General features: G+C 58.1%; 3 protein-coding genes. All 3 read left to right on the top strand.

Going from position 1 to position 6,511, the window contains the following annotated elements; all coding sequences use genetic code 11:
• The first annotated feature begins 226 nt into the window (after positions 1-226).
• The 3 genes from mexE to H8S59_RS15420 are packed head-to-tail and all read left to right on the top strand — an operon-like array spanning position 227 to position 6,069.
• Positions 227-1,468 carry a multidrug efflux RND transporter periplasmic adaptor subunit MexE gene (mexE, locus tag H8S59_RS15430; protein ID WP_187521975.1) on the top strand — a complete coding sequence of 414 codons (1,242 nt, stop codon included), beginning with the start codon at positions 227-229 and terminating at the stop codon, positions 1,466-1,468.
• Positions 1,469-1,480: 12 nt separating this feature from the next.
• Complete coding sequence (locus H8S59_RS15425) at positions 1,481-4,672, top strand: efflux RND transporter permease subunit (RefSeq protein ID WP_187521974.1); 3,192 nt, start codon at positions 1,481-1,483, stop codon at positions 4,670-4,672.
• A complete protein-coding gene (locus H8S59_RS15420) occupies positions 4,672-6,069 on the top strand; it encodes an efflux transporter outer membrane subunit (RefSeq protein WP_187521973.1) in 1,398 nt (465 codons plus the stop codon). The genes H8S59_RS15425 and H8S59_RS15420 overlap by 1 nt, the downstream gene beginning before the upstream one ends.
• Positions 6,070-6,511 lie beyond the last annotated feature (442 nt).

The raw sequence follows: 6,511 nt of genomic DNA, 5'->3' as shown, positions 1-6,511 counted from the left end.
AAGCACTATCGGGGGCAAGCACCCCTCCCACAAGAGATCGCATTCCGATTAAAACCCGCGCGCAAACTCTCAATATCCGGCGCGATGCTGTAAACCACCCGATTATTACCCGCCGAGCGATACTCAATATCATTCCGAATGATATTAACTTTTGTTTCATTCGATTCGTGCAATACCACCCTCAAGAACAGAATCCGCCCATCTTAATATTCCGGCGGACACTCCCATGGCTCAGAAATTCAATCAATTGCGCTTCCCACTCGCCGCGTTGGCGCTGGTGGTGATAAGCGCTTGCGGCGGAGCACCTGAAGCGACGGTCGCGCCTGCTGCCGCTAAAGTCAGCGTAGCGAAAGTGCTGGAGCAACCCGTCAACGAATGGGATGAATTCACCGGACGCCTCGAAGCGCCGGAAACCGTAGAAATCCGCCCTCGGGTTTCCGGCCAGATCGATGCTGTTGCCTTCACCGACGGCGCACTGGTCAAGAAAGGAGATGTGCTGTTCCAGATCGACCCCCGGCCTTTCCAGTCTGAAGTTCGCCGCCTCGAAGCCCAGCTGCAACAGGCTCGCGCCACCGCAAACCGCAGCGATAACGAAGCCCAGCGCGGTGAACGCCTGCGTACCAACAATGCCATTTCCGCCGAACTGGCTGACTCGCGCACCACCACCGCACAGGAAGCCCGCGCCGGTGTAGCCGCCATTCAGGCGCAACTGGACCTGGCAAAGCTGAACCTGAGCTTTACTCGCGTGACATCGCCAATCAGTGGCCGCGTCAGCCGCGCCGAAATCACTGCCGGTAACATCGTCACCGCTGATGTCACCCCGCTGACCAGCGTGGTTTCCACCGACAAGGTGTACGCCTATTTCGACGCTGACGAGCGTGTCTTCCTCAAGTACACGGAATTGGCGCGCAAGGGCCAGCGTGGCCAGACCACCCCGGTATATCTGGGCCTTTCCAACGAAGCCGGTAACCCGCATCAGGGCCAGATGAACTTCGTCGATAACCAGGTCAACCCGCGTACCGGCACCATTCGTGGCCGCGCGGTGTTCGACAACAGCGACGGCAGCTTCACCCCAGGCCTGTATGCCAGGGTCAAACTGGTGGGCAGCGGCGTTTACTCTGCTGTGCTGATCAATGACGAAGCGGTGGGCACTGACCTCGGCAAGAAATTCGTACTGGTCATGGGTCAGGACAACAAGCCCACGTACCGCACAGTCGAGCTGGGTCCGAAAGTCGAAGGCCTGCGGATCGTCCGTAGCGGCCTGAGCAAAGACGACACCATCGTGGTCAAGGGCCTGCAACGCGTCCGTCCCGGTCAGCCGGTCACACCGGAAGAGACCCCGATGGCCAGCGCCGAGACGCTCGCTGCGCTGCTCAAACAACGCCAGGCTCTGGAAGCCAGCAACCTGCCGCAAGTGAAGCCTAAAGCACCTGAAAAAGTTGCCGGCATCTCCGCGCCACGCGGTTAAGGGAAACCACTGATGAACTTCTCTCAATTCTTTATTTCGCGTCCGATCTTCGCAGCGGTGCTCTCGCTGCTGATCCTGATCGCAGGCTCCATCTCACTGTTCCAGTTGCCTATCAGTGAATACCCTGAAGTTGTGCCACCCACCGTCGTCGTTCGCGCAAACTTCCCCGGCGCCAACCCCAAGGTCATCGGCGAAACCGTCGCCGCTCCGCTGGAACAGGCCATCACTGGCGTCGAGAACATGCTGTACATGTCCTCGCAATCCACCGCTGACGGCAAGATCACCCTGACCATCACTTTCGCACTGGGTACTGACCTGGACAACGCGCAGGTCCAGGTTCAGAACCGGGTCACCCGGACCGAACCGAAACTGCCTGAAGAAGTGACGCGTATTGGTATTACCGTGGACAAGGCGTCGCCCGATCTGACGATGGTGGTTCACTTGACCTCGCCGGATAAACGCTACGACATGCTGTACCTGTCGAACTACGCGATTCTTAACATCAAGGATGAACTGGCTCGCCTTGACGGTATCGGCGATGTCCAACTGTTTGGCATGGGCGATTACTCGTTGCGGGTCTGGCTTGATCCCAACAAGACTGCTTCGCGCAATCTGACTGCCACCGACGTGGTCAATGCGATTCGTGAACAAAACCGTCAGGTAGCAGCCGGCCAACTGGGCGCACCGCCCTCGCCCGGCGCCACCAGCTTCCAGATGTCAGTCAATACCCAAGGTCGTCTGGTCACCGAAGAAGAATTTGAGAACATCGTGATTCGCGCCGGTGCTGACGGGGAAATCACCCGGCTGCGCGACGTAGCACGCATTGAATTGGGTTCCAACCAGTACGCCTTGCGCTCTCTGCTCGACAACCAGCCTGCGGTCGCGATCCCGATCTTCCAGCGTCCAGGCTCCAATGCGATCAATATCTCCAATGATGTTCGGGCGAAAATGGCCGAACTCAAGAAGGGCTTTCCTGAGGGCATGGATTACGCTATTGCGTATGACCCGACAGTATTCGTCCGAGGCTCGATCGAGGCAGTGGTGCACACCCTGTTCGAAGCACTGATTTTGGTAGTCCTGGTCGTTATCCTGTTCCTGCAAACCTGGCGTGCGTCGATCATTCCGCTCGTGGCTGTTCCGGTATCGCTGATCGGCACCTTCGCTGTGATGCACATGTTCGGATTCTCGCTCAACGCGTTGTCACTGTTCGGCTTGGTACTGGCCATTGGTATCGTGGTGGACGACGCCATCGTGGTCGTGGAAAACGTCGAGCGAAACATCGAGCTGGGGCTTAACCCGGTCGAAGCCACCAAACGAGCCATGCGTGAGGTTACTGGCCCTATCATCGCCACGGCATTAGTGCTGTGTGCGGTGTTCATTCCCGCAGCGTTCATTTCAGGGCTGACCGGGCAGTTCTATAAGCAGTTCGCCCTGACCATTGCCATATCCACTGTTATTTCCGCGTTTAATTCACTAACGCTGTCACCCGCATTGTCTGCGGTGCTGCTTCAACCGCACGACGCACCGAAAGACCGCTTCTCAAGATTCCTCGACAAAATGTTCGGCGGCTGGTTGTTCCGTCCTTTCAACCGAGTGTTCGAACGAGCCAGTAATAGCTACGTGGGTGTCGTCGGTCGGGTGATTCGCGGCAGCGGTATTGCGTTGATTCTTTATGCCGGTTTGATGGTGTTGACCTATTTCGGGTTCGCCAGCACGCCGACCGGTTTCGTACCACCGCAAGACAAACAATACCTGGTGGCCTTTGCTCAACTCCCGGATGCGGCGAGCCTGGATCGTACCGAAGACGTCATCAAACGCATGTCTGACATCGCGCTCAAGCAAGAAGGTGTAGAAGCCGCTATCGCCTTCCCGGGCCTGTCCATTAACGGCTTCACCAATAGCCCAAACGCCGGCATCGTGTTTGTGACCCTGAAACCCTTCGAGGAGCGTAAAGACGCAAGCCTGTCAGCGGGTGCAATTGCTGGAGCATTGAACGGCAAATACAGCGAGATCCAGGACGCCTACATGGCGATCTTCCCGCCGCCACCGGTACAAGGTCTGGGCACGATCGGCGGCTTCCGCCTGCAGATCGAAGACCGTGGCAACCTGGGTTACGACGAGCTCTATAAAGAGACGATGAATATTATTGCCAAGAGCCACAGCGTGCCGGAACTGGCCGGGCTGTTCACCAGCTACACGGTGAATGTGCCGCAAGTCGATGCTGCCATCGACCGTGAAAAAGCCAAGACTCACGGCGTGGCGATCAGCGATATCTTCGACACCCTGCAGGTGTATCTGGGCTCGCTGTACGCTAACGACTTCAACCGTTTTGGCCGTACTTATCAGGTCAACGTTCAGGCTGAACAACAATTCCGTCAGGACGCAGACCAGATTGGTCAGCTCAAGGTGCGCAACAATCTGGGCGAGATGATCCCGTTGGCGACCTTCATCAAGGTCAGCGACACCGCGGGGCCGGATCGGGTCATGCACTACAACGGATTCATCACTGCCGAGATCAACGGCGCTGCCGCTCCGGGTTACAGCTCGGGTCAGGCTCAGGCCGCCGTGGAAAAACTGCTCAAAGACGAACTGCCTAATGGCATGACCTACGAGTGGACCGAGATTACGTATCAGCAAATCCTGTCGGGCAACACCGCGCTGCTGGTCTTCCCGCTGTGCGTACTGCTGGCCTTCCTGGTGCTGGCTGCTCAGTACGAAAGCTGGAGCCTGCCACTGGCGGTGATCCTGATCGTACCGATGACACTGCTGTCGGCCATTACCGGGGTGATTCTGTCGGGTAGCGATAACAACATCTTCACCCAGATCGGACTGATTGTGCTGGTGGGACTGGCCTGTAAGAACGCGATCCTTATCGTCGAATTCGCCAAGGACAAACAGAGCGAAGGCATGTCGCCGCTGGAAGCCGTACTGGAAGCGTGCCGCCTGCGTCTGCGTCCGATTCTGATGACCTCCTTCGCGTTCATCATGGGTGTTGTGCCCCTGGTGTTCTCCAGCGGTGCCGGTGCAGAAATGCGTCACGCCATGGGTGTTGCGGTGTTCTCGGGGATGCTCGGGGTGACCTTCTTCGGCCTGCTGCTGACGCCCGTGTTCTACGTGCTGATTCGTAACTATGTAGAGCGCAAAGAGGCCCGCAAGGCGGCCAAGGTACAACGCCTGCAAAACCTGAACCCGGAGGCGCATTGATGAATTCGTTAAAGCTGTTCATGCCCAGCCTGCTGGTTCTGGCGCTGGCAGCCTGTGCTGCCGGCCCTGACTACAAGGCTCCTGACACCGCCGCTGCCAAGGTCGCTTCGGCGACCCAGGGCAAGTTTGACCGCAGTCATCAGGAAACCATCTGGTGGCAGCAGTTTGACGATCCGACGCTTAACCAGTTGGTCGCCAAATCTTTGAATGACAACCGCGAACTGCGCGTCGCCTTCGCCCGCCTCAAAGCGGCACGGGCAATTCGCGACGACGTTAGCAATGACGCCATGCCCGTGGTTACCAGCCGGGTCAGCAGTGACTTGGGCAAAGGCCAGCAGCCGGGCATCACTGAACGCCGGGTCAGCAGTGAACGTTACGACCTGGGCCTGGACATGGCCTGGGAGCTCGATTTGTTCGGTCGCATTCAGCGCGAACTGGAAGCCAGCGAAGCCGATCAGGACGCCGCCGAAGCCAATCTGTATCAGCTTCAGGTCACTCTGACGGCTGAAGTGGTCGACGCCTATGGCCAGTTGCGCGGTGCGCAGTTGCGTGAACAGATTGCTCGGGAAAACCTGAAAAACCAGCAGGAATCCCGAGGCGTTACGGCGCAACTGCGCGACGCCGGGGTGGGTAATGAGCTGGATGTGATGCGTGCCGATGCGCGTCTTGCCGCCGTCGAAGCGTCGGTTCCGCAATTGCAGGCCGAACAGGTTCGTCAGCGTAACCGCATCGCAACGTTGCTGGGCGAGCGTCCGGAAAGCCTGAGTGTCGACCTGAGCCCGGCAAAACTGCCGGCGATTGCCAAGGCTCTGCCTATTGGTGATCCCACTCAGGTGCTGCGTCAACGGCCGGACATTCGTGCGGCTGAACGTCAGCTGGCCTCCTCCACTGCGCGTATTGGGGTGGCAACAGCTGATTTGTTCCCGCGCGTCAGCCTGAGTGGTTTTCTGGGCTTCACTGCTGGCCGGGGATCGCAAATCGGCTCGTCAGCCGCCAGAGCCTGGTCGCTGGGGCCGAGCATTTCCTGGGCAGCTTTTGACCTGGGCAGCGTGCGAGCACGTATTCGCGAGGCTGATGCCGATGCCGAAGGCGCACTGGCCAATTATGAGCAGCAGGTACTGTTGGCGCTGGAAGAGTCGGAAAACGCATTCAGCGATTACGACAAACGTCAGCAGCGGCTGGTTTCGCTGATTCGTCAGAGTGAAGCGAGTCGCGCTGCGGCCAATCTCGCCTCGATTCAGTATCGCGAAGGCACTGCGGACTTCCTGGTGTTGCTGGACGCTGAACGCGAGCGTCTGGCGGCCGAGGACTCGCAGGCTCAGGCAGAGATTGAGCTGTATCACGGCATTGTCGCTATCTATAAAGCACTGGGCGGAGGCTGGCAGCCACAGGCTTGATGGATTGAATGCTTAAACCCAGAAGCCCCGCTCCTTTTGGACTGCGGGGTTTTTTTGTTTTAGTGATCTTGTGTACATATCCATTGTGTGGGTAACGGCTAATATAGGTTGCGCTTTTACAGCGCCTCACTTTTGAACAGCGCAAAAGTAAGCAAAACGCTCATGCCCACCACTGGGTGCCTCGCTGTCGCTCGGCATACCCGTAATCCGACATTGCTGCGTGGGGCCGCCGCCACCGGCCATCCATGGCCTGAGGCGGCTAAACCGGCATCCCTGCCGGTTTGCCCCACGCAGCAATATCGAATTCCGGCCGGCGTGGTTTAACGGGGCGCCTAAGATCAAAATCAAAAGCAGATCAAAAACAGCGTTTTCACCTCGGACCGGTAGGAGCGAACTTGTTCGCGAGACGCCAGCACAGCCAAAACAGGCATCGTCTGACACA

It is taken from the genome of Pseudomonas folii (assembly GCF_014357575.1).
In the GTDB taxonomy this organism is placed as follows: Bacteria; Pseudomonadota; Gammaproteobacteria; order Pseudomonadales; family Pseudomonadaceae; genus Aquipseudomonas; species Aquipseudomonas folii.
This window is presented reverse-complemented; position numbering and strand designations above follow the sequence as displayed.

What these genes read in the sequence shown, in the direction of transcription:
- mexE (WP_187521975.1), top strand. Translation starts at nt 227, where the DNA reads ATGGCTCAGAAATTCAATCAATTGCGCTTCCCACTCGCCGCGTTGGCG.
- H8S59_RS15425 (WP_187521974.1), top strand. Translation starts at nt 1,481, where the DNA reads ATGAACTTCTCTCAATTCTTTATTTCGCGTCCGATCTTCGCAGCGGTG.
- H8S59_RS15420 (WP_187521973.1), top strand. Translation starts at nt 4,672, where the DNA reads ATGAATTCGTTAAAGCTGTTCATGCCCAGCCTGCTGGTTCTGGCGCTG.